Here is a 19,142-nt window from a genome sequence, read left to right on the forward strand (position 1 = left end):
GGTCTCAGTGACCGCCGCCGGCCAGCACGAACACGACGGCCACCCAGACGGCGGCGAGGGTGAAGCCCAACGGGGCGACGTAGCGGCTCATGAACGGCTCCGGTGGCGACTGGACGGTCCACGGGCGGGCGGGACCGCAGGGGTTGATCAGGGCGCGCACACGAAGTCGTGACCGGGGTGCTCCACGGGGGCGTCCCGGCGCGGGACGGCACCACCTACCGTTCTGTCGGCCGGGGCCGCAGGCGGGCGGTGACGGGGAGCGGGAGCTGGGTCAGCTCGACCGACTGAGTCGTGGCTCAGCGGGGCTGACGGACGGCCCGGCCACGACTGGGAGGATCGCTATCTCGCACAGCGATCACCTCCTGCGGTCGGCGGGGCCAAAACGCGAGTCGCATTCGGCTCGCGGACGCTGATCATCGTACAACGGGGGCACCCGCACCGCGCATTCGGCCGTCCCGCCCCGGACGGTGTCCGGCCGCTCCCGGAGGGTGGTCGCGCCGCGATTCCTCCCGGCCGCCGCGCCAGGCCCGGTGGCGCGCTGTTAGCGGTTACCTGCCGGTAACGCCTAGGCTCCGACCGGAATGATCAGCGGAACCGAAGGGGGACCCGTGGCCCGCACCGTGCTGGTGACCGGCGGCAACCGGGGAATCGGACTGGCCATCGCCCAGGCGTTCGCCAAGCAGGGCGACCGGGTCGCGGTCACGCACCGCAGCGGCGACGCGCCGGAGGGAGTGTTCGGCGTCCGGTGCGACGTCACCGACAGCGCCTCGGTCGACGCCGCGTTCACCGCCGTCGAGGCCGAGCTGGGCCCGGTCGAGGTGCTGGTCGCCAACGCCGGCATCACCGACGACACGCTGCTGATGCGGATGTCCGAGGAGCAGTTCACCGGGGTGCTCGACACCAACCTCACCGGCGCGTTCCGCTGCGCCAAGCGGGCCTCGTCCAAGATGCTCCGGGCCAAGTTCGGCCGGATGATCTTCATCTCGTCGGTGATCGGGCTCTACGGCGGCGCCGGCCAGGTCAACTATGCGGCCAGCAAGGCCGGCCTGGTGGGGGTGGCCCGGTCGATCACCCGGGAGCTGGGCAGCCGCAACATCACCGCGAACGTGGTCGCCCCGGGCTTCATCGACACCGAGATGACCGCCGCCCTGCCCGAGGAGCGCCGTACCGAGTACCGCAAGGTCATCCCGGCCGGGCGGTTCGCCGCGCCGGACGAGGTCGCCGGGGTGGTCACCTGGCTCGCCTCGGACGCCGCCGGCTACATCTCCGGTGCCGTCATCCCGGTCGACGGCGGCCTCGGCATGGGTCACTGAGAACGTACGGAGGAAGCCAACACATGTCAGGACTGCTCGCCGGTAAGCGGCTGCTCGTCACCGGCGTCATCACCGACGCCTCGATCGCCTTCTCGGTGGCGAAGCTCGCCCAGGACAACGGCGCCCAGGTCGTGCTCACCGGCTACGGTCGACTCTCGCTGGTCGAGCGGATCGCCCGGCGGCTGCCCCAGCCGGCGCCGATCATCGAGCTGGACGTGACCAGCCCGGAGCAGCTCGCCGGCCTGGCCGACCAGGTACGCGAGCACGTCGACGGCCTCGACGGGGTGGTCCACTCGATCGGCTTCGCCCCGCAGAGCTGCCTCGGCGGCGGCTTCCTCGACGCCTCCTGGGAGGACGTGGCGACCGCGCTGCACGTCTCCACGTACTCCTACAAGTCGCTGGCCATGGCGGCGCTGCCGCTGATGTCGCCGGGCGGCTCGGTGGTCGGGCTGACCTTCGACGCCACCAAGGCGTGGCCGGTCTACGACTGGATGGGGGTGGCCAAGGCCGGGCTGGAGTCCGCCTCCCGCTACCTCGCGCTGCACCTGGGCAAGAAGGGCATCCGCAGCAACCTGGTCGCCGCCGGGCCGCTGCGCACGATGGCCGCGAAGTCCATCCCCGGCTTCGAGCAGTTCGAGCAGGCGTGGACCGAGCGGGCCCCGCTCGGCTGGAGCCTCACCGACCAGGAGCCGGCCGCCCGCGCCTGCCTGGCCCTGATGTCGGACTGGTTCCCGGCCACCACCGGCGAGATCGTCCACGTCGACGGCGGTTACCACGCCCTGGGCGCCTGAGCCGCACGCGGGGGCCCCGGACCGGGGCCCCGGCGTAACCTGCGGGACCAGGGGCCGTCGTCAGGCCGTCGCCGACCGCGGGGGAGAATGACCCCATGTCGTACGACGCATTGGTGCTGGTCTCCTTCGGTGGCCCGGAGCGGCCCGAGGACGTGCTGCCCTTCCTGGAGAACGTGACCCGGGGGCGGGGGGTGCCGCCCGAGCGGCTGGCCGAGGTCGCCGAGCACTACCTGCACTTCGGCGGGGTCTCCCCGATCAACCAGCAGTGCCGCGAGCTGCTCGCCGCGATCCGGGCCGACCTCGCCGCGCACGACGTCGACCTGCCCGTCTACTGGGGCAACCGGAACTGGGACCCGATGCTCGCCGACACCGTGGCGCGGATGCGCGACGACGGGATCACCCGGGCGCTGGCGTTCGTCACCAGCGCGTACGGCGGCTACTCGTCGTGCCGGCAGTACCAGGAGGACATCGCCGCCGCGCGGGCCGCCGTCGGCCCGGACGCCCCGGTGATCGACAAGCTGCGCCAGTTCTGGGACCACCCGGGCTTCGTCGAGCCGCACGCCGACGCGGTGCGCTCGGCGCTGGCCCAGCTCGACCCGGCCCGGCGGGACACCACCCGGCTGGTCTTCACCGCGCACTCCATCCCCACCTCGGCGGCGGCCACCGCCGGCCCGCACGGCGGCCGGTACACCGCGCAGCTGGCGGAGACCGCCCGCCTGGTGCACGCCGCCGCCGCACCCGACCTGCCCTACGACCTGGTCTGGCAGAGCCGCTCCGGCCCGCCGCAGGTGCCCTGGCTGGAGCCGGACGTCAACGACCACCTGACCGCCCTCGCCGGGCAGGGGGTGACCGGTGTGGTGGTCAGCCCGATCGGGTTCGTCTCGGACCACCTGGAGGTGGTCTGGGACCTCGACACCGAGGCGTCCGAGACGGCCAAGCAGCTCGGCCTGGACTTCGTCCGGGCGGGCACCCCCGGCACCGACCCGAGGTTCGTGGCGATGGTGCGCGAACTGGTGGCCGAACGCACCACGCCCGACGGGCCGGCGACCCGTCGCCGCCTCGGTGAGCTGCCGATGTGGGACACCTGCCCGACCCCGTGCTGCGTGCCGGCCGCCCGCCGCCCCTGATGCCGACGACCCGCCCTCCCCGACACCCCCTTGGGACGACAGATGCTTGACCGCAAGCCGGTGCAGAGCTGGCTCACCGACATGGACGGCGTGCTGGTGCACGAGGGCCAGCCGGTGCCCGGCGCGCCGGAGTTCGTCAACCGGCTCCGGTCCTCCGGCAAGCCCTTCCTGGTGCTCACCAACAACTCCATCTACACCCCGCGCGACCTCCAGGCCCGGCTGACCCGGATGGGGTTCGAGGTGCCCGAGGAGGCGATCTGGACGGCGGCGCTGGCCACCGCCCAGTTCCTCGCCGACCAGCGGCCGGGCGGCACCGCGTACGTGATCGGGGAAGCGGGGCTGACCACCGCGCTGCACGCCGTCGGTTACGTGCTGACCGACTTCGCCCCGGACTACGTGGTGCTGGGGGAGACCCGCACCTACAGCTTCGAGGCGATCACCAAGGCGGTCCGGCTGATCAACGACGGGGCGCGGTTCATCTGCACCAACCCGGACGTCACCGGCCCGTCGGTGGAGGGCGCGCTGCCCGCCGCCGGGTCGGTCGCCGCGATGATCTCGAAGGCGACCGGGGTGGAGCCGTACTTCGTCGGCAAGCCCAACCCGATGATGATGCGCTCGGCGTTGAACACCATCAACGCCCACTCGGAGAGCACCGCGATGATCGGCGACCGGATGGACACCGACATCCTGTGCGGCCTGGAGGCGGGGCTGGAGACGATCCTGGTGCTCACCGGGATCAGCACCCGGGCCGAGACGGAACGCTACCCGTACCGGCCGTCGCGCATCGTCGACTCGGTGCTCGACCTGATCGACGAGATCTGACCCTGTACCGGCCCGACGGAGCCGGTGCGGGCGGGCTCAGGGGCGCAGCGGGGCGTTGCAGGCGGCGACCAGCGCCTGCCGGCAGGCGGTGGTGAGTGGGCGCAGCGCCGCGTCGCGCTGCTGCGCCTCATGGTTGTTGATCGCCCCGCCGGGCGCGCTCTCCCCGGCCAGCGCGAGCACCCGGTCGAGCACGGCGGCGCGGGCGAACAGCCGCCGGGAACGCGGGTCGAACCCGGGGGGCAGGTCGGTCGCGCCGTCCGGGCGACGCAGCGCGGCGAGCGCCCCGGCCAGCTCGGGCCGCCACTGGGCCACGTCGAGCCGGGTCAACGCGGCGGTGGACTCGGCCAGCGCGGTGGCGAGTTCCGCCTCCGCCTCGGCGGCCCCCGGCGCGGTCAGCGACGCCCTCGCCGCGTCGGCCGGCAGCGGGTAGACCCGCCACAGCACCGTCTCCCAGGTCATCCCGGAGCCGGAGGTGTGGCTGCGTACCTCGGGGATCAGCCCGAGCGCACCGGCCACCACGGCCTCCCCGGCCAGCAGCGCCGCCCCGGCGAAGTCACCCGGACCGGGCAGCCCCCGGGGGTCGCCCGGCGCGGGCAGCACCAACCGGATCTCGTCGGGGGAGAGCTTGGCCAGCGCCGGCAGGGCCTCACGTAGCGGCACGTCCCGCCAGGTGCCCGGCGCGTCGGCGACCAGGTGCTCCTCGTCGCCGGCGACCGACTCGGCGACCTCGTCGAAGGGCACGAGGCCGGCCCGCCAGGCGCGTACCCAGGCCACGAAACGGCTCGACCGGCGCGCGGCCATGGTGGCCGCGCCCGTTGCGGGGGAGGACATGCCGAAAAGGGTACGTGCTCCCCGCCGCCCCTGTCTCGACTGCCGGATCGTCGGCTGTCCGGTCCGCCCGCCGCCGCAGGTGGCGGGCCATGCGGGCACGGCCCGCTGCGGCGCGGACACGCGCCCGGCGGGGTGCGCGGCCGGGCGGGACGGTGGCCGGACGGCCGGCGTGTCGGATCGGGCGGGCGCGTCGGGAGGTGCCGGGGCGCGACGGAGACTAGCGTGCTCGACATGGCGGGGCGATACGGCGAGGACGTGCTGGCGGGCGACTGGCGGCGACGGAAGGTCACCCCCGAGGTCGACGCCGAACCGGATCTCGTGGTGGAGGACGCCGACTCGGGGTTCTGCGGCGCGGTGGTCGGGTTCGAGGCGTCGGCGGTGGTGCTGGAGGACCGGCACGGCCGGCGGCGGGTCTTCCCGCTGCTGCCCGCCGCGTTCCTGCTCGACGGGGAACCGGTGACCCTGCGCCGGCCGGCCCGTGCCCCGGTGCCCGCCGCCCGCCGCCGGACCGCCTCCGGGTCGATCGCCGTGGCCGACGTACGGGCACGGGTGGCCAAGGCCAGCCGGATCTGGGTGGAAGGCGTGCACGACGCCGCCCTGGTGGAGCGGATCTGGGGCGACGACCTGCGGATCGAGGGCGTGGTGGTGGAGCCGCTGGACGGCATCGACGCCCTCGACGCCGAGGTACGCGACTTCGCTCCCGGCCCCGGCCGCCGGCTCGGGGTGCTCGTCGACCACCTGGTGCCCGGCTCCAAGGAGAGCCGGATCGTGGCCCGGGTGAACTCCCCGCACGTGCTGGTCACCGGTCACCCGTACGTGGACGTGTGGCAGGCGGTCAAGCCGGCCGCGGTGGGCATCCGGGCCTGGCCGGTGGTGCCGCCGGGCCGGCCGTGGAAGGAGGGCGTCTGCGCGGCCCTCGGGGTGGCCGAGCCGGCCGAGCTGTGGCGGCGCATCCTGTCCCGGGTGGACAGCTTCGCCGACGTGGAGACCCCGCTGATCAACGCGATGGAACGCCTGATCGACTTCGTCACCGAACCCGACTGACACCCACGGCCGGCCCGGCCCCGGCGGGGCGGTCAGGGCTCCTGGTCGGGGGTACGGGTGAAGACGAAGGTGCCGATGTCCAGGCCCACCGCCCGCCCGTCCGGGTCGCGCAGCACGGCGAGGACCTCGCTGTCCTCCTCGCCGGAGCGGCCCCGCCAGCGGTCCGGTCCGGTCCGGGTGAACCGCAGCGTCGGCTCGCCGGGCCGGCCGGCCCACAGGTCGCCGGCCGGGTCGGCCCGGACCTCGTACTCGATGCCCATCCACCACCAGCGGCCGGTCAGCTCGGCCAGTTCCGCCGGGGGCGGGGCGGCGGCCGGACGCCAGGGCACGACCGGGGTCGGTTCGGCGTCCAGGACCAGGGTGAGCAGTTGCCGGGACAGCCCGCCGATGTGCCCGGTGCGGAAACCATATGAGTTGGCGAAGCCGACCACGGCGGTCCGGCTGGGCCGGTGCACGGTCAGCGCGGCGACGTAGCCGGGCATCGAGCCGCCGTGGCCCACGTACACCCGGTCGCCGTCGCGGTACAGCTCCAGTCCCAGCCCGTGCCCGCCGCGCCAGGAGTCCAGGTCGTTGAGCATCACCGGGGTGCACATCTCGGTGAGGGTGTCGGCGGCCAGCACCTCGTCGGTGGGGTCGGCCAGGAACGCCGCCCAGCGGGCGAGGTCGGTGACCGTCGACCAGAGCTGCCCGGCGGGGGCCATCGCCCCGGTGTCGGTACGCGGCTCCTCCCGCAGCGTGTCGTGCCACGGGTGCACCACGTACCCCCGGGCGTACGGCTCGGTGGCGCGGTAGGTGGTGCGGCGCAGCCCCAGCGGGTCGAGGACGCGCTCGGTGAGCAGTCGCGCCCAGGGTGTCCCGGTGACCCGTTCCAGCACCCCGCCGAGCAGGCCGTACGCCAGGTTGGAGTAGTGGTAGCCGCGCCAGGCGGGGTAGCCGACCTTGTCCGTGGTCACGCCGGCGACCAGGGTGGCCAGGTCGGTGCCCCCGGTACGTTCCCACCACGGGCCGTCGGGCTCGCGCTGCAGGCCGCTGGCGTGGCCGAGGAGCTGGCGCAGGGTGAGCCCGCCGACGGCGGTGCCCGGCAGGTGCCGCTCCAGCGGGTCGTCCAGGGTGAGCCGGCCGGCGTCGCGTTCCCGCATGACCAGCGTGGCGGTCATGGTCTTGGTGATCGAGCCGAGCCGGTACTGCAGGTCGGCGTCGGGGCGCGGGTGGTCGCCGGCGGTGGCCAGGTGGACCAGCGCGCCGTCCCGGACGATCCCGAGCGCCAGCGAGGGGGTGCGCCCGGCGGCCTGGGTCTGCGCCACGAGGGTGTCGATCCGGCGGGCGGTCTCGGCGAGCAGGGTCACCAGCAGCTCCTTCGCGGGGGTCGGTTCGGGCCTGAACCGAGCTTACTGATCACCAGAAGTGGGTGGATTCGCGTGGACGTGTCACGATCGAGGGGTGGACGCCGTGGTGTGGATCGTGCTGGGTGTGCTGTTGGCCGTCGCCGAGATCTTCACGACGACGCTGTTTCTGATCATGTTCGCGGTCGGCGCGTTCGCCGCCGCCGGGGCCGCCGCGCTGGGTGCGCCCGTCGCCGTGCAGGCGGTGGTCTTCGCCGTGGTGTCGGCGCTGACGGTGGCGCTCGCCCGGCCGACCATCCGCCGGCACATGCGGCCGTCGATGGACAGTGGCGAGCAGCCGTTCGGGGTGCAGGCGCTGGAGGGCGCCACCGCCCTGGTGATCGAGCAGGTCGATGCCGAACAGGGCATGGTGAAGATCGACGGCGAGTTGTGGACGGCACGTCCGTACGACGCGACGCAGACCTTCGCGCCCGGTGCGCGGGTGCAGGTGATAAAGGTCCAGGGCGCCACCGCCCTGGTGTGGCAGGACGACATTTCCTCCCCCGGCGAGCTGCCGGAAGCGAAAAGGTGACGGTATGGAATTTCTAGCGGTCCTGTTGGTGGCCGTGGCGTTGATCATGGTGGTGACGTTGGCGAAGGCGGTACGCATCGTGCCGCAGCAGCGTCAGGACGTGGTGGAGCGACTCGGCAAGTACAAGCGCACCCTGAACCCGGGCCTGAACCTGCTGGTCCCGTTCGTCGACGCGGTGCGTACCAAGGTCGACATGCGCGAGCAGGTGGTCAGCTTCCCGCCGCAGCCGGTGATCACCTCCGACAACCTGGTGGTGTCGATCGACACCGTTCTCTACTACAAGGTGGTCGACGCGGTCCGGGCCACCTACGAGATCGCGAACTTCATCCAGGCGATCGAACAGTTGACCGTCACCACGTTGCGTAACGTGATCGGTTCGCTGGACCTGGAGCGGGCGCTGACCAGCCGCGAGGAGATCAACCGGCACCTCTCCGGCGTGCTCGACGAGACCACCGGCCGGTGGGGCATCAAGGTCACCCGGGTGGAGATCAAGGCGATCGAGCCGCCGGCGAGCATCCGCGACTCGATGGAGAAGCAGATGCGCGCCGAGCGGGACCGCCGGGCGGCGATCCTGACCGCCGAGGGGCACAAGCAGTCGCAGATCCTCACCGCCGAGGGCGAGAAGCAGTCCGCGGTGTTGCGCGCCGACGGTGACCGGCAGGCCCGGATCCTCCAGGCCGAGGGGCAGGCCAAGGCGATCCGGACGGTCTTCGACGCGATCCACACCGCCAACCCGAGCCAGAAGGTGCTGGCCTACCAGTACCTCCAGGCGCTGCCGCAGATCGCCAACGGCACGGCCAACAAGGTCTGGATCGTCCCGGCCGAGCTGACCAAGGCGCTGGAGGGCATGGGCGGCGCGCTGGGCGGGCTGAGCCGGATGGTCGGCGACGAGCCGGCCCCCGAGGCGAAGCACACCGCCAGCGAGGTCGAGCGGGAGGCCGCCGAGGCGGCCGAGGCGGCGGCGAGCGCCGCCCAGCAGATCCACGACGAGGTACGCGTCGCCGAGGCGCAGGCCACCGGCGGCAACGTGCCGAAGGGGCTGCCGGCCCCCGAGCCGGTCTCCCCGGCCAGCCTGGTCACCGACCCGGCCGACCAGCGCGAACGGGCCTGACCCCGCCGCCGCCCACCCCGGGCGGCAAATGTGAGAAACACTCATCCGACGCCCCGGCGCCTGCCACGATCGGTCCTGAGGGACGGGTGGTGGTCAGGCCCGGGGCGTCGGTGCGTTCCGTGTCACCCGTCGCCGCAGACGGGTCGGCCCCGCGGCCCGCCCGTGCAGGTAGCCGGCGACGCCCGGCGGAGCGGACGAGGTGAGGCATGAAGGACCCGGCGCAGCGGCTGTTCTCCCGTACCCCTGTTCCCGGTGCACACGACCCGGCCGGGCCGCTGGGCACCCGGCGCACCGGCGGCGGCTTCGGGGTGCTGCCCTTCGTCGGCGACCCCGGACCGGCCGCGCCGGCCACCGACGCCAGTTGGGCCTGGTCGCTGCGCCGGCTCGCCCGCGCCGCGGTCTGGCTGCTGCCCGCCTACGCGGTGCTGACCGGCACGGTGGCGATGGCCAGCGACGGCGGGGTCGGCAACGACCCCTACCCGGCCGACGGTCAGCCGCTCTACCTGCTCGGCTGGGTGGCGGCGATCTGGCTGGGTCTGCTCGCCCTGCTCGCGCTCACCGGCCTGCTCGCGGCCACCCGCAGCCGGCGGGGCGCGGTGGCCGGGTTGCTGACCAGCATCGGCGGTACGGTGCTGATGCTGCCCTTCGCCGGCCTGGCCGCGTCGACCCCCGTCTTCGGCACCACCGCCCGGACGCTGGTGCTGCTCGGCGCCACCTGTTACACCGTGGGTTGGCTGCTCATCGGCTGGGCGGTGGCCCGGTCCGGGGCGTTCGCGATCGGCGACGGGGCGATGCTGATGATCGCCGCACCCCTGCTCGGCCTCGGCGGCGCGCTGTTCGGCCCGCTGCAGACCTTCGGAGCGATCCTCGTGCTGGTCGCCGGCATCGGCATCGGCTACCGCTCCGGTCGGCTCGTCCCGGCCACCGTCGCCCGCGACGCCGCCACCGCCAGCGTCACCACCCCCTGACCCTCCCTCCCCACCACCCTCCCGCCCCGGTGATCAAGAGCTTTCGGTCAGGAATCCGGACGGGACGCGGCCAAACCTCTTGATCACCGAGCCGGGGGGAGAGACGGGATGGACCGGACGGACGGGGACGACAGGGCATCCGGACGGGGAAGTCGCTGGCAGGTCACGGTGAGTTACCTGACAATCGGGTGCCGGAGTGGGCTGCTGGTCCGCGCGGTGGCAATGCTTACCCGCATGTCCTCACCCCGGACGCCGCTGACGCGGCTGCTCACCGTGCTGCTCGCCGGCCTGCTGGCCGGCCTGGTCCTCGCGGTCGCCGCGCTGCCGGGCAACCTGCTCGCGGGACTCGCCACCAGGGCGGTGCTCGGGGCGTTCGACGACCTGCCGGCGGCGCTGCGCACCCCGGCCACCCCGCAGCGCTCCTACCTCTACGCCAACGACGGTAGGACGCTGCTCACCACGTTCTACGACGTCAACCGCACCGACGTGCCGCTGGCCGAGATCGCCCCGACGCTGCGGCAGGCGATCGTCGCCGCCGAGGACCGCCGCTTCTACTCCCACGGCGGGGCCGACCTGCGCGGCATGGCGCGGGCCCTGGTCGCCAACGTCACCGGCGGCGGCACCGCCCAGGGCGGCTCCACGCTGACCATGCAGTACGTGCGCAACGTGCTCAAGAGCGACCCCAGCCGGACCGCCGAGGAGCGGGAGGCGGCCACCGAGCAGACCGTGGGGCGCAAGCTCCAGGAGATCCGGTACGCGACCGAGCTGGAGAAGACGCTCAGCAAGGACGAGATCCTCAACCGCTACCTCAACATCGCCTACTTCGGCTCCGGCGCGTACGGGGTCGCCGCCGCCAGCCAGCGCTACTTCGGCAAGGCGCCGGCCGACCTGACGCTCGCCGAGTCGGCGCTGCTCGCCGGCCTGGTCCAGTCGCCCGACGAGTACAGCCCGATCGACGGGGACCGGGACGCGGCCCTGAAGCGGCGCGGGTACGTGCTCGACTCGATGGTCGCCACCGGCGCGATCACCGCCGCCCAGGCCGACGCGGCCCGCGCCGAGAAACTGATCCTGCACCCCACGGCCCAGCCCAACGGCTGCACCGCCACGGTGACCGCCGACGCGGGCTTCTTCTGCGACTACCTGCGCCGCTGGTGGCTGGAGCAGCCCGCCTTCGGGGCGACCGCGCAGGAGCGGGAGCAGGCGCTGCGCCGGGGCGGCTACCGGGTGGTCACCTCCCTCGACCCGGACGTCCAGGCCACCGCCGCCGCCGAGGCCCGCAAGGTCTACCCCGCCGACGACGCCCGCGCGCTGCCGATCGCCGCCGTCGAGCCCGGCACCGGCCGGGTGCTCGCCCTGGCCGTCAACCGGGAGTACGGGGTGGGCGACGGGCAGACCGTCAACCCGCTGGTCTCCGGCGGCGGCAGCATCACCGGCTACCAGGCCGGCTCGACGTTCAAGCTGTTCACCATGCTGGCCGCGCTGGAGAACGGTCGTACCCTGTCCACCGGGTTCGACTCGCCGAGCCGGCTGACCACCCGGTTCCCCGCCGAGGGGGAGGCCTCCTGTGGCGGCAGGTGGTGCCCGGCGAACGCCAACCCGGCGCGGATGGACGGCTACCGGATGATGTGGGACGGCTTCGGCCGCTCGGTGAACACCTACTTCGTCTGGCTGGAGGAGCAGGTCGGCCCGGCCAAGGTGGTGGAGATGGCGCAGCGTCTCGGGATCACCTTCCGGGCCCGGACCGACGCCGACCTCGCCGCGCACGACGCCGACAACTGGGGGGCGTTCACCCTTGGGGTGTCCGCGACCACCCCGCTCGACCTGGCCAACGCCTACGCGACGGTGGCCGCCGAGGGGACGTACTGCGCGCCGACGCCTGTGGTGTCGGTGACCGGCCCGGACGGTTCGACCGTGCCGGTCGGTCAGCCGGCCTGCAGGCAGGTGCTGTCGGCGGACGTGGCGCGGGCGGCCACCGACGCGGCCCGCTGCCCGGTCGGGCAGCAGTCGGCGTACGGGCAGTGCAACGGCAGCACCGCCGGTGGGGTGGACGGGATCGTGGGCCGCCCGGTGGCCGGCAAGACCGGCAGCTCGGAGCAGAACGCCACCGAGACCTTCGTCGGGTTCACCCCGCAGGTGGCGGTCGCGGGCATCGCCGCCAACCCCGACGACCCGAGCGACGCGGTCGGCGCGGCCGTGCAGGGTGAGGTGATCACCGCGGTGGCCCGGACCATCCGTACCGCGGTCGACGGCCTGCCGGTACGGGACTTCACCGCCCCCAGCCGGGAACTCGCCGGCAACCCGCAGCGTCCCGCGCCCCGCCCGACCCCCCGGGCCCCGGAGCGGGAGGACCAGAACCTCCCCCTGGACCTGCTCCGCTGGCTGCAGAACCGCCGGGGCTGACCCACTGTCGCCCGGCCCCGCGTCCGCCTACCGCCGGGTGGTGACGGGGGTGACCGCCCGGTCCAGGGCGGCGGCCACCGTCGTCGGGTCGGCGTCGCCGTCGATCACGGTGAAGTCGGCGAATCCGGCCAGCGCCCGGTAGCCGGCGTCCAGCGCGGTCAGGTGCGCCAACTCCTCGGTGTCGATGCCCCGGGTCAGCACCCGCTGCCGGGCCAGCTCCGGGGTGACCGCCAGGAAGCAGACCAGGTCGGGCTTCGGGAAGACGGCGTATGCGGCGCGGACCAGCCGGACGCCCCGGTCACCCCGGGCCCGCATGATCACGTACTGGCACCAGGTCCAACGGTCCATCACCCCGACCCGCCCGGTCAGCCGGGTGACCGCCACCGCGCGGGCCAGCGCCAGCCAGCGCACCGTCGCCTCCAGTAGCGGATAGCAGCGCCGGCCGAACAGGTGCACGCCGTCGCGGCGGCCCACCGCCTGCGCCAGACGGTTCCACAGTGGCCGGCCGCCGGCGTTCTCCAGGTAGACCGCCGGCACGCCCGCCGAGGTCAGCCGCCGGGCCAGCGCCCTGGCCTGGGTCGACTTGCCGGACCCGTCCACGCCCACCAGCGCCACCATCGTCGATCGTCGCACCCCGGGCACGCTAGCCCTCCCGGGCAACAACTCCGGGCCCACCGGCGGCCGGGCGAGCCATGAATCGACACCGCGTCCCATGATCGCCCGACCCGACCGGGTGCGTGACGATCGACAGGGCGGCGGGCCCGGCCCATGATCGACCCATCATCGCCACACCAGCGGTGTCGGTCCCGCGCCGACCCCGCTGGTGTGGCGACATGGCGAGCGGCCCCGGCCCCGGTGGCGGGTCAGCGGCGGCGGGGACGGTAGGTGGCCAGGGTGGCGGGGATGCCCCGGCGGACGATGCCGGCCCGGTCGGTGTCGCCGCGCAGCAGGGCCGCCGCCGTCTTGCGGGCCTGGTCGAGGGTGAAGTGCGGGGGCAGCATCAGCTCCGCCGGGTCGACCACCGCGTTCACCACCACCGGGCGGTCGGCGGTCAGCACCCGTCGCCACAGGCCGTCGACCTGGTCGGGGGAGTCGACCAGCACGCCGTCGAGGCCCAACACCTCGGCCCACCTGTGGTACGCGACGTCCGGCAGATCCTGGCTGGCCGGATAGCGCGGGGTGCCCTCGGTGGAACGCTGTTCCCAGCTGACGAACGCCAGATCCCGGTTGTTGAGCACCAGCACCACGAAACGCGGGTCGGCCCACTGCCGCCAGTTCTTCGCCACGGTGATCAACTCGTTGACCCCGTTCATCTGCATCGCCCCGTCGCCGATCAACGCCACCACCGGACGGTCCGGGTGGGCGAACTTCGCCGCCAGGGCGTACGGCATGGCCCCGCCCATCGACAGCAGGGTGCCGGAGAGGCTGGCCAGCATGCCGGGGCGGACCTGGAGGTGGCGGGCGTACCAGGCGGTGGCGGTGCCGCAGTCCACCGCGATCATCGCGTCGTCGGGCAGCACGTCGTTGAGGGTGTGGAACAGCAGTTGCGGGTTCACCGGGTGCGCGGGCTGCCCGGCCAGTTCCGCCTGGGCCTGCCGCCATCCCGAGGTGGCGTCGGCGATCGTCGCCCGCCAGGCCGTCGGCGCGGGCCCGTCGCCCAGTTCCCGCAGCAGCGCCCGCAGGGTCGGGCCGGCGTCGCCGGTCAGGTTGACCTCCGTCGGGTAACGCAGCCCCATCCGGGTGCCGTCCAGGTCGATCTGCACCGCACGGGCCTGCCCCTGCGGCGGATAGAACTCCGAGTACGGCATGTTGCTACCGACGATCAGCAGCCGGTCGCACTCCTGCATGAGCTGCCAGCTCGGCCGGGTGCCGAGCAGCCCGATCGCCCCGGTCACCCACGGCTCGCGGTGGTCGACGGCGGTGAAGCCGAGCAGGGCGGTGGCCACCCCGGCACCCAGCCGGTCGGCGATCAGCCGTACCTCCGCCTCGGCGCCGAGCGCGCCCTGCCCGACCAGCATCGCCACCTTCTCGCCGCCGCGCAGCACCTCGGCGGCGCGGCGCAGCTCCGCCTCCGGTGGCACGGTCGGCATGCTGCTGGGGGCCGCGCTGGTGTGGTAGTAGCCGTGCGCGTGCGGGGGGTCCGGCACCGCCGGCTCGTCCTGCACGTCCAGCGGGAGCACCAGCGCGGTCACCGTCCGGCGGGACAGTGCGGTTCGGCAGGCCCGGTCCACCAGGTGCCGCACCTGGGACGGGTCGTCGAGCTGGGCCAGGAAGTCCCCGGCCACGTCCTTGTAGAGGGCGAGCAGGTCGACCTCCTGGTAGTAGCCGCCGCCCTCGGCGGTGAGCGCGGTGTTGCCGACCAGGGCCACCACCGGCTGGTGGTCGAGCTTGGCGTCGTAGAGGCCGTTGAGCAGATGGATCGCGCCGGGGCCGCTGGTCGCCAGGGCGCAGCCGAGCGGGCCGCCGCCGTACTTGACGTGGGCGCTGGCGGCGAAGCCGGCGGTCTCCTCGTGGCGTACCTGGACGAACTCCACCCGGTCGCCGGCCCGTTGCAGGGCGGAGGTCATCCCGTTGATGCCGTCACCCGGGTAGCCGAAGTAGCGGTGCACCCCCCACTCGGCGAGCCGGGCCACGACGTGATCGGCGACCGTGGCGTTTCTCGGCAACCGGCCGTCGGTGGTGCCCGCTGCGCTCATCGTGGTGGTCCCTCCGGTCGCGTCCGCTTCCCGCCCCCCTTCCCGCTTCCTTCCCGCGCTTTCGAACCGCAAACCCGAGCATTCGTGCCACCTGTCCGGGCGGGCGGCGGACCGGCCGTCTAACGGAGCTGATTTCCGCCAATGGTGGTGGCGTCGCCTTTCCGGTCACGGCCCCCCGCCGATCGGTCGTCGCGGTCGGCCGCACCTGGTGAGGCCAACAGTTTTTTCGCATGCCAATATTGGTGACCTCGTCGATGTCGATCACTGATATTTCGGAGTTCCTGCCGTGAATGAATTACCTCCGCTCACCGTGCTGCTCTGCGACAACGACCAGGCGGCGGCGGGTCGGCTCTATCGCGAACTGGCCGCCAGCCCGATGGTGGACCGGGTGCTGGTCGCCGAAGATCTCGACGACGCGGCCCAGCGGATGGCGGGCGGCGGCTACGAGGTGGTGGTCGTGGATCCCCTCAACCTGGGGCTCGGTGCGACAAGCGACTTCGTCGCCCGGATCCGGGGCCGGGATCCGCTGGTGGCCTTCGTGCTGCATGTCGACGTGGCCGAGACGGAACGACCGGCGAGCGTCTTCTACCAGGGCGATCGGGCCCGTTTCCGGGAACTGTTCGTGCTCGACAAACGCGTACCGGACGAGATGCTGCCGGCCGAGACCCGGACGGTGCTGGCCCGGTGCCAGGCGCACCGGTTGCTGGCCGAGGGGCAGCGCAACGCGACCAGGCTGCTCGACGAGGTGTACGGCATCGCCGAGGCCAACCAGGACCCCTCCCTGCGGCAGCTCGCCGAGTCCGTCGACACCGCCCGGATCCTGGACCGGGTGCCGGTCGAGCCGGCGCTGGTGCAGCCGGCGCCGGTGCCCAACACGGTCTTCCTCTCCTACCGTTTCGTCGAGGAACAGGGGTACGTCGAGGGGCTACGGGGTCTCCTCGAGGACAACGGGTTCCAGGTGGTCACCGGCCGGGCGGCCGAGGGTTACGTCGGCAAGGCGGTGCTCAACCGCATCCGCGAGTGCGAGGCGTTCCTGTCGGTGATGACCCGTCACCAGCGGCTGGCGGAACCGGCCGACAACTACACCACCAGCGCCTGGCTGATCGAGGAGAAGGGTGCGGCGCTCGCCTTCAACAAGTACATCGTGTTGTTGGTGGAGACGGGGGTGGGCGACATCGGTGGCCTCCAGGGGGACTGGCAGCGGCACGAGTTCACCCCGCAGACCTTCCTCACCGCGGCCCGCGCCGCGATCCGGCAGTTGAGGGCCCGATTCGACACCCGGGGGTGAGCGCGCCATCGGCCGATGCCGCACCAGTCACTCGTCCGTTCGGCTACATTGGCAGGTACTAATGGGTCTGCTGTCTGGAACTAATTCCTGATATAGCTGGTCCCCGGTATTGATCGAATTGCAGATCGCGCAACGACCTGCCGTGCAGGCATGGAAAGGGATGCGCGACTGTTCTACTCTGAGGCTCGCGATGAAATCTGGCACAGTCGGAGGGTGTTGTGGCAGATGCATTCGACCCGGTCCGGTTCGACGGCGACCTCGCGATGCTCGATTCCTCGCCGCCATTGCACCGGTCCGGTCGATTGTCGGACACCCGACAATCCCCTTTCTTCGAAAACGATCGACACCGTCGGACGGCGATCGAGGCGATCCGGGCGGGTCGGATAGCGTTGAAATACGCCTACGCCGGCAGTGCCGCCTACACCCACGACGCGTACGCCCGGTCCGACGACTACCTGGCGATGCTCGTCTCGGCCCGGCAGGAGGCGGAGGCGTTGCTGGGCTCCGGCATCCTCGACCCGACGGCGACCACGATCGCCGAGATCGGTCCGGGCAACGGCCGCCGCAGCGGTGCCTTCCTCGCCCGGCTGGCCGACGGCGGTCGCCCCTGCCGGCGCTACCTCGCGCTGGACTTCAGCGCCACCCTGCTCTCGCTGGCCTGTGCCCGGCTCACCCACTCCGCCGGAGCGGCGATGACCGTCGACGCGCGGCTGTGGGACATCGAGTGCGGCTCTTCCGACCAGGTCGAGCGCTGGCGTCCCGCTGACGGTCCGGTGGTGAGCTGCCTGCTCGGGCACACCCTCGGCAACGTCGACTCACCGGCCGCCGCGCTGGGCAACATCCATGCCGGGCTGCGCCCGGGTGACGTGCTCCTGGTCAGCGTCCTGCTCCGGTGCGACGAGGGGACGGCCACGACGCTGGCCCCGTACCGCAGCCAGGCGTTCCGGGCGGCGGCGCTGGAGCCGCTACTGGCCGCCGGCATCGCCGAGGCCGACCTGGAGTTCGACCTCTCCTTCCACGATGGCGTGGTGACCGGTGCGGCGGTGCTGGAGCGGGAGGTCGTCGTCGACGGCGCGTGCCTGCCCGCCGGGCACCGGATCCACTGCTTCCAGTCACGTCGATTCAGCTGCTCGGACGTCACAGGTGCCGTCGCCCAGGCGGGTTGGCACGTCCGCGACGTCGTCACGGAACCCGGAGGCGTCCATCTGGTCGTCACCGCGACTCGAGGATAGGGAGTGGGTATGCCGATGGGTGGTCAGGACGAGGGGCCGGGCCGCAGATCGCCGGCCGATCTGATCGAACGGGCACGGCGGGCGAGCCTGTTCTACCGGGCCTCCTACGAGGGCACCGACCCGCATCAGGTGCGGTTGCCGGCCGCAGCCGGCGACGAGCTGATCCAGGGCATCGCGGCGGGAGTCGACACCGAACTCTGCCAGATCGTCCCGTTCGCCGCAGCCGGTCAGTCTTCCCAGGCGCCGTTCTCGCGCGCCGTCTGGCGTCAGCTCGCCGCCCGTTGCGTCGTGCAGCGGCTGTATCTGGTGCCGACCGGCGGGGTGGACACCGACGAGGTCGACCGCCAGATCGTCGAGGACCGGCACCACAAGCTGCAGGCGTTCAGCGTCCCGATCTCCCTCGCCGGTGAGATGGCCACCGTGCCGATGAACGACATGTGGCTGATCGACCGGAGCGTGGTGGTGCGGCAGGAGACCGGCACCGACGGCCTCGCCTCCTGGGTGGTCACCGGGAACTCCGAGGAGGTCGACCGGGCCCGCCGGCTGTGGGAGGAGCTGATGGGGCGACGATGCGCCCCCACCACCGTCGCCCGACAGTATCCGGCCGGTCCGGAACTCACCCGCTGGATCCTCCGGTCGGCCAGCATGCTCTACGCCATGGCGCCGATGTCGTGCACCACCTCGCACTTCGACCGTAAGAGCTGCGTCTGGTACCACAGCGCCTGGCAGTACCTGCGCCTGTTCGACATGGTGAGCAGCCCCAACTGGCACGCCACCTTCTACACCACCCAGCTTGTCGAGGCGGTGCGGGGCGGCGCCCGGCGGATCCTGATCAGTGGCGCGGCCGACTACACCATGCTGGCGTTCGTGCTGGACGCGGCCCGCGCCCTGACCGGCAGGCTGCCCGACGACCTGGACGTGCACGCCCTCGACCTCTGCGAGACCCCGCTGCTCGCCTGCCGCTGGTACGCCGCCCAGGTGGGTGCGGAGGTGACCGTTCACCGCCGGGACATCACCCGCCCCGACCAGGTCGACGAGCTCGCCGACGACGGCTTCGACCTGGTGGTGACGGACGCGTTCCTGACCCGCTTCGACCGGCGGGCGGTGGACACCGTGCTCCAGAGCTGGTCCCGGCTGTTGCGACCGGGCGGACGGGTGATCACCACGGTCCGGTTGCATCCGGAGAACGAGTGGCCGCGCCGGGGTCCGGAGCCGCTCGACGAGGACGGCGAGGCAGCGGAGGAGGAGCCGCAACAGGGCGGCCAGCCGCGGATGACCAACCTGGTCGACGACTTCGAGCTGCGGTTCCGGGAACGGGCGGCCGGCTGGCGCACGCTGCTACCGGTGGAGCTTGAGGAGCTGTCCCGCGCCGCCCGGCGCTACGCCGCCCAGATGACCAGCAACGACCTCGGTGACGCGGCCGAGGTGCAGGAAGCCTTCCGGCGCAGCGGTTTCCGACTGTCCACCTGCGACGTCGGGCGGGTCGGCGGCGAACTGGTCGGCACGGAATACATCAGACTGACTGCCGACTCATCGAGCGACAGGACGGTTACCAGCGGCTAACATCGGAGTCCTGTTGAGGAGACTCGCAGGGTGCGGCGCCGA

General features: G+C 72.8%; 17 protein-coding genes. 12 read left to right on the forward strand and 5 right to left on the reverse strand.

What is annotated here, in order from left to right:
* Nucleotides 1–4 precede the first annotated feature (4 nt).
* Complete coding sequence (locus JQX11_RS18170; RefSeq protein WP_204926256.1) at nt 5–160, reverse strand: hypothetical protein; 156 nt, start codon at nt 158–160, stop codon at nt 5–7.
* Between the two features lie 448 nt (nt 161–608).
* On the opposite strand from JQX11_RS18170, the gene fabG reads away from it, so the two are divergent.
* The 4 genes from fabG (at nt 609) to JQX11_RS18190 (ending at nt 4,053) form a co-directional block, all read left to right on the forward strand.
* On the forward strand, nt 609–1,313 hold the full coding sequence (gene fabG, locus JQX11_RS18175; protein WP_204926146.1) for a beta-ketoacyl-ACP reductase: 705 nt from the start codon (nt 609–611) through the stop codon (nt 1,311–1,313).
* A gap of 23 nt (nt 1,314–1,336) precedes the next feature.
* Nucleotides 1,337–2,104 (forward strand): enoyl-ACP reductase FabI, encoded by a 768-nt coding sequence (fabI, locus tag JQX11_RS18180; RefSeq protein WP_204926147.1) that lies wholly within the window; start codon nt 1,337–1,339, stop codon nt 2,102–2,104.
* Between the two features lie 95 nt (nt 2,105–2,199).
* Entirely contained in the window at nt 2,200–3,231 is a 1,032-nt protein-coding gene (locus tag JQX11_RS18185; protein WP_204926148.1) for a ferrochelatase, read from the forward strand.
* A gap of 42 nt (nt 3,232–3,273) precedes the next feature.
* The gene (locus JQX11_RS18190) at nt 3,274–4,053 is read left to right on the forward strand and encodes an HAD-IIA family hydrolase (protein WP_088645665.1); all 780 of its coding nucleotides are present in this window, start codon (nt 3,274–3,276) and stop codon (nt 4,051–4,053) included.
* A gap of 36 nt (nt 4,054–4,089) precedes the next feature.
* On the opposite strand, the gene JQX11_RS18195 is transcribed toward JQX11_RS18190, so the two are convergent.
* Nucleotides 4,090–4,884 carry an Rv1486c family protein gene (locus tag JQX11_RS18195; RefSeq protein WP_204926149.1) on the reverse strand — a complete coding sequence of 265 codons (795 nt, stop codon included), beginning with the start codon at nt 4,882–4,884 and terminating at the stop codon, nt 4,090–4,092.
* A gap of 231 nt (nt 4,885–5,115) precedes the next feature.
* Here JQX11_RS18195 and JQX11_RS18200 point away from each other — a divergent pair, with 231 nt between their 5' ends.
* On the forward strand, nt 5,116–5,928 hold the full coding sequence (locus JQX11_RS18200; protein WP_204926150.1) for a DUF3097 domain-containing protein: 813 nt from the start codon (nt 5,116–5,118) through the stop codon (nt 5,926–5,928).
* A gap of 32 nt (nt 5,929–5,960) precedes the next feature.
* Here the strand turns inward: JQX11_RS18200 and JQX11_RS18205 are convergent, their stop codons facing one another.
* Complete coding sequence (locus JQX11_RS18205; protein ID WP_204926151.1) at nt 5,961–7,274, reverse strand: serine hydrolase domain-containing protein; 1,314 nt, start codon at nt 7,272–7,274, stop codon at nt 5,961–5,963.
* Nucleotides 7,275–7,368: 94 nt separating this feature from the next.
* On the opposite strand from JQX11_RS18205, the gene JQX11_RS18210 reads away from it, so the two are divergent.
* From JQX11_RS18210 to JQX11_RS18225, 4 genes are all read left to right on the forward strand, one after another.
* On the forward strand, nt 7,369–7,842 hold the full coding sequence (locus JQX11_RS18210; protein ID WP_204926152.1) for an NfeD family protein: 474 nt from the start codon (nt 7,369–7,371) through the stop codon (nt 7,840–7,842).
* A 4-nt stretch (nt 7,843–7,846) separates the two neighbouring features.
* A complete protein-coding gene (locus JQX11_RS18215; protein ID WP_204926153.1) occupies nt 7,847–8,953 on the forward strand; it encodes an SPFH domain-containing protein in 1,107 nt (368 codons plus the stop codon).
* A gap of 206 nt (nt 8,954–9,159) precedes the next feature.
* On the forward strand, nt 9,160–9,921 hold the full coding sequence (locus JQX11_RS18220) for a hypothetical protein (RefSeq protein ID WP_204926154.1): 762 nt from the start codon (nt 9,160–9,162) through the stop codon (nt 9,919–9,921).
* Nucleotides 9,922–10,155: 234 nt separating this feature from the next.
* Nucleotides 10,156–12,321, forward strand: coding sequence for a transglycosylase domain-containing protein (locus JQX11_RS18225; RefSeq protein ID WP_443673945.1), 2,166 nt, complete (start codon nt 10,156–10,158; stop codon nt 12,319–12,321).
* A 27-nt stretch (nt 12,322–12,348) separates the two neighbouring features.
* On the opposite strand, the gene JQX11_RS18230 is transcribed toward JQX11_RS18225, so the two are convergent.
* On the reverse strand, nt 12,349–12,954 hold the full coding sequence (locus JQX11_RS18230) for a dTMP kinase (protein ID WP_204926156.1): 606 nt from the start codon (nt 12,952–12,954) through the stop codon (nt 12,349–12,351).
* A 230-nt stretch (nt 12,955–13,184) separates the two neighbouring features.
* A complete protein-coding gene (locus tag JQX11_RS18235) occupies nt 13,185–15,017 on the reverse strand; it encodes a thiamine pyrophosphate-requiring protein (protein WP_204926157.1) in 1,833 nt (610 codons plus the stop codon).
* 286 nt (nt 15,018–15,303) lie between these two features.
* Between JQX11_RS18235 and JQX11_RS18240 the strand changes: the two genes are divergently transcribed.
* From JQX11_RS18240 to JQX11_RS18250, 3 genes are all read left to right on the forward strand, one after another.
* The gene (locus tag JQX11_RS18240; RefSeq protein ID WP_204926158.1) at nt 15,304–16,305 is read left to right on the forward strand and encodes a toll/interleukin-1 receptor domain-containing protein; all 1,002 of its coding nucleotides are present in this window, start codon (nt 15,304–15,306) and stop codon (nt 16,303–16,305) included.
* Nucleotides 16,306–16,694: 389 nt separating this feature from the next.
* On the forward strand, nt 16,695–17,537 hold the full coding sequence (locus JQX11_RS18245; RefSeq protein ID WP_204926159.1) for an L-histidine N(alpha)-methyltransferase: 843 nt from the start codon (nt 16,695–16,697) through the stop codon (nt 17,535–17,537).
* Between the two features lie 9 nt (nt 17,538–17,546).
* The gene (locus JQX11_RS18250; protein ID WP_204926160.1) at nt 17,547–19,100 is read left to right on the forward strand and encodes a class I SAM-dependent methyltransferase; all 1,554 of its coding nucleotides are present in this window, start codon (nt 17,547–17,549) and stop codon (nt 19,098–19,100) included.
* Nucleotides 19,101–19,142 lie beyond the last annotated feature (42 nt).

Source organism: Micromonospora humida (assembly GCF_016901255.1).
GTDB classification, from domain to species: Bacteria; Actinomycetota; Actinomycetes; order Mycobacteriales; family Micromonosporaceae; genus Micromonospora; species Micromonospora wenchangensis.

What these genes read in the sequence shown, in the direction of transcription:
- fabI (WP_204926147.1), top strand. Translation starts at nt 1,337, where the DNA reads ATGTCAGGACTGCTCGCCGGTAAGCGGCTGCTCGTCACCGGCGTCATC.
- JQX11_RS18185 (WP_204926148.1), top strand. Translation starts at nt 2,200, where the DNA reads ATGTCGTACGACGCATTGGTGCTGGTCTCCTTCGGTGGCCCGGAGCGG.
- JQX11_RS18190 (WP_088645665.1), top strand. Translation starts at nt 3,274, where the DNA reads ATGCTTGACCGCAAGCCGGTGCAGAGCTGGCTCACCGACATGGACGGC.
- JQX11_RS18195 (WP_204926149.1), bottom strand. Translation starts at nt 4,884, where the DNA reads ATGTCCTCCCCCGCAACGGGCGCGGCCACCATGGCCGCGCGCCGGTCG.
- JQX11_RS18200 (WP_204926150.1), top strand. Translation starts at nt 5,116, where the DNA reads ATGGCGGGGCGATACGGCGAGGACGTGCTGGCGGGCGACTGGCGGCGA.
- JQX11_RS18215 (WP_204926153.1), top strand. Translation starts at nt 7,847, where the DNA reads ATGGAATTTCTAGCGGTCCTGTTGGTGGCCGTGGCGTTGATCATGGTG.
- JQX11_RS18220 (WP_204926154.1), top strand. Translation starts at nt 9,160, where the DNA reads ATGAAGGACCCGGCGCAGCGGCTGTTCTCCCGTACCCCTGTTCCCGGT.
- JQX11_RS18225 (WP_443673945.1), top strand. Translation starts at nt 10,156, where the DNA reads ATGTCCTCACCCCGGACGCCGCTGACGCGGCTGCTCACCGTGCTGCTC.
- JQX11_RS18235 (WP_204926157.1), bottom strand. Translation starts at nt 15,017, where the DNA reads ATGAGCGCAGCGGGCACCACCGACGGCCGGTTGCCGAGAAACGCCACG.
- JQX11_RS18250 (WP_204926160.1), top strand. Translation starts at nt 17,547, where the DNA reads ATGCCGATGGGTGGTCAGGACGAGGGGCCGGGCCGCAGATCGCCGGCC.